This is a genomic window from Propionivibrio sp., assembly GCF_029255185.1.
In the GTDB taxonomy this organism is placed as follows: Bacteria; Pseudomonadota; Gammaproteobacteria; order Burkholderiales; family Rhodocyclaceae; genus Propionivibrio.
Genome location: NZ_JAPUVO010000009.1, coordinates 1 through 2,779 on the forward strand (window position 1 = coordinate 1; position 2,779 = coordinate 2,779).

Sequence of the window (2,779 nt, forward strand, 5' to 3'; positions counted from 1 at the left end):
AAATTCGTCGAAAAGCACGAAGGCGAAGTCGATCGCCTCCGCGCCGAAATCGCCTCGATCTGCGACGAAGCGGGCCTGCCGCTCGGCGAGTTCAAGCGCATCGTCATGACGGTGCAAAAGGGCGAGCGCGAATCCAACCGCGCCAAGAAGGAAATGGTGGAGGCCAATTTGCGCCTCGTCATCTCCATCGCCAAGAAATACACCAATCGCGGCCTGCAATTCCTCGATTTGATTCAGGAGGGCAATATCGGCCTGATGAAGGCGGTGGAAAAATTCGAATATCGGCGCGGCTATAAGTTCTCGACCTACGCCACATGGTGGATCCGGCAGGCGATCACGCGCTCCATCGCCGATCAGGCGCGCACCATCCGCATTCCGGTGCATATGATCGAAACCATCAACAAACTGGTGCGCACCAGCCGCCAGATCCTCCACGAAATCGGCCGCGAACCGACGCCGGAGGAACTGGCCGAAAAGCTGCATATGCCGCTGGAAAAAGTCCGCAAGGTTCTGAAGATCGCCAAGGAGCCGATCAGCCTCGAAACCCCCATCGGCGACGAAGAAGATTCGCATCTCGGCGATTTCATCGAAGACAAGAACGCGGTGCAACCGCTGGACGCCGCCATTCTCGGCAATCTGCGCGAAACCACCACCCGCGTCCTCGCCACCCTCACGGCCCGCGAGGAGCGCGTGCTGCGCATGCGCTTCGGCATCGGCATGAACACCGACCACACGCTGGAAGAAGTCGGCCAACAATTCAGCGTCACCCGCGAACGCATCCGCCAGATCGAAGCGAAGGCGCTCCGTAAACTCAAACACCCCTCGCGGTCGCGCAAGTTAAGAAGCTTTCTGGATACGTGAAGCCGCAGGCACCCGTTTTCTGCCCCATGCCTCTGTTGGCAGCCAAAGGCTTGACCTATAGCGTGTGCGACGGAGGAATTCTCACAGAAGCGCCGGCGAGGCCGCGCCTACGACCCTGCTTGAAAATTACCCCCCCCTTCCCTGCTGCTCTCTTGCGTTCTGACGCGCAGGCGCATAAAAAGAACATATCATGAACATATGCGCGACAGACACCCTCCCCCAAACCAGCCTGCGCTGGTTGGTGCTGGATCTAAACAGCTTCTTCGCTTCGTGCGAGCAGCAGGAGGATCCGCGTCTGCGCGGCCAGCCTCTGGCTGTCGTGCCAATGCTGGCCGATACGACTTGCGCGATTGCCGCGAGCTATGAGGCCAAGGCGTTCGGCATCAAGACCGGCACCGGCGTCGGCGAGGCAAAGCGGTTGTGTCCCGCCCTGCGGCTCGTGGTGGCGCGGCCCAAGCTTTATGTCGAATATCACCACCGCATTCTGGAGGCGATCGAGACCTGCGTGCCGGTCGAGGATGTGATGTCGGTGGACGAGGTCGCCTGCCGCCTCGATCCCTTGCAGCAACAGCCGGAGACGGCGCGCGCCTTGGCGCAGAGCATCAAGAATGCCGTGCGCGCGCAGGTCGGCCCCTGCCTCACCAGCTCGGTCGGCATTGCCGCCAACCGGCTGCTGGCGAAGCTCGCCTCCGACATGCAGAAGCCGGACGGGCTGACGATCCTGCATCCCGAAGCCATGCCCGCCGCCATTCTTCATCTGAAGATCGAGGACATTTGCGGCATCGGACGCAACATGGCCGAACGGCTGCGCCAAGCGGGCATTGCCGACATGCCCGCCTTGTGGGCGGCGGACGCGCAGAGCCTCAGGCGCGTGTGGGGCGGCGTGGTGGGCTTGCGCTTTCACGCGCTGTTGCACGGCGCGGATCTGCCCAGCATCACGCATCCGCGCCGCAGTATCGGCCATCAGCATGTTCTGCCGCCCGAAGACCGCCGCATGGATCGCGCCGCGCCGGTCATCCGCCAGTTGCTGGCCCGCGCCGCCGAGCGTTTGCGCCGCGAAGGTTTTTACTGCCGTCGCCTGATGCTCGATATCAAATGGACGCAGCACCTTGGCCATCATGTCGCCGAGCGGCGCTTCCACGAAACGCAGGACACCGGCGAGTTGCTGAAGATCCTGATGCCGCTGTGGAATGCGGCCCCATCGTTGCGGCCCTTGCGCGTCGGCGTGGTGCTGGCCGATCTGACCCCGCAAGCCGCGCACCAGCCCGATCTGTTCGACCGACCGAAGCCCGTGGCGCTGGTGAGCGCCGTCGATAAACTGAACAACAAATTCGGGCGTGGCACTATAGCCTATGGCGTCGGCCAGCGCAGCATAACCAGCAAAATCGCCTTCAGCCGCGTGCCGGAGATGGAGGAGTTTTAGCAGCTGTTCCCCTGCCTTTTCGGCGCTCCGCTTTTCCTTGACGGTTTAGCGCGTATTGACACACGTCTGCGCCCCATATTAGGTTGGCCCCATGACAAAGCTGATTTGCGCATTCCGTCTGCAGCATTGGTGGCGCGCCTAGCCGCCACATATTCGCTTGTCTTCTCCACATTTGAATTTGTTTCCACACCGCATTTCGCCGCAGCTTTGCGCGGCACAGGCAGGATTATCATGCGTCCGACCCATGCCCCCATCTTAACCCATGCGCAGCCACGAGAGCCTGTCCACGCCGCATCCATGACGCGCTCTGGCGGTGTTTCTTGTCTTGAGGCCGACAGATTGATGTGTTTTGATGCCTTGTCGATAAGGCGTTCGGGAAATGTCCTTGCGTCATGTGACATCATTCTGCTGGAAAGAAGTCACTTTGTATAAATCGCCTCAACACGTTATCCGGCTGCGTCGCGTGCGGTTGAGCGCTGCTTCCCCCTCATAAAA

The 2,779-nt window shown here is 61.0% G+C and carries 2 protein-coding genes; both read left to right on the top strand.

The features are described 5' to 3' along the window. The coding region (gene rpoD, locus Q1J43_RS00100) for an RNA polymerase sigma factor RpoD (RefSeq protein ID WP_301100246.1) at window positions 1-861 on the top strand (861 nt) is incomplete at its 5' end. A gap of 190 nt (window positions 862-1,051) precedes the next feature. Next, window positions 1,052-2,284, top strand: coding sequence for a hypothetical protein (locus Q1J43_RS00105; protein ID WP_301100247.1), 1,233 nt, complete (start codon window positions 1,052-1,054; stop codon window positions 2,282-2,284). The last annotated feature ends 495 nt before the right edge of the window (window positions 2,285-2,779 follow it).

Excerpts from the sequence above, each read along its gene's own strand:
- Q1J43_RS00105 (WP_301100247.1), top strand. The coding sequence starts at position 1,052 with ATGAACATATGCGCGACAGACACCCTCCCCCAAACCAGCCTGCGCTGG.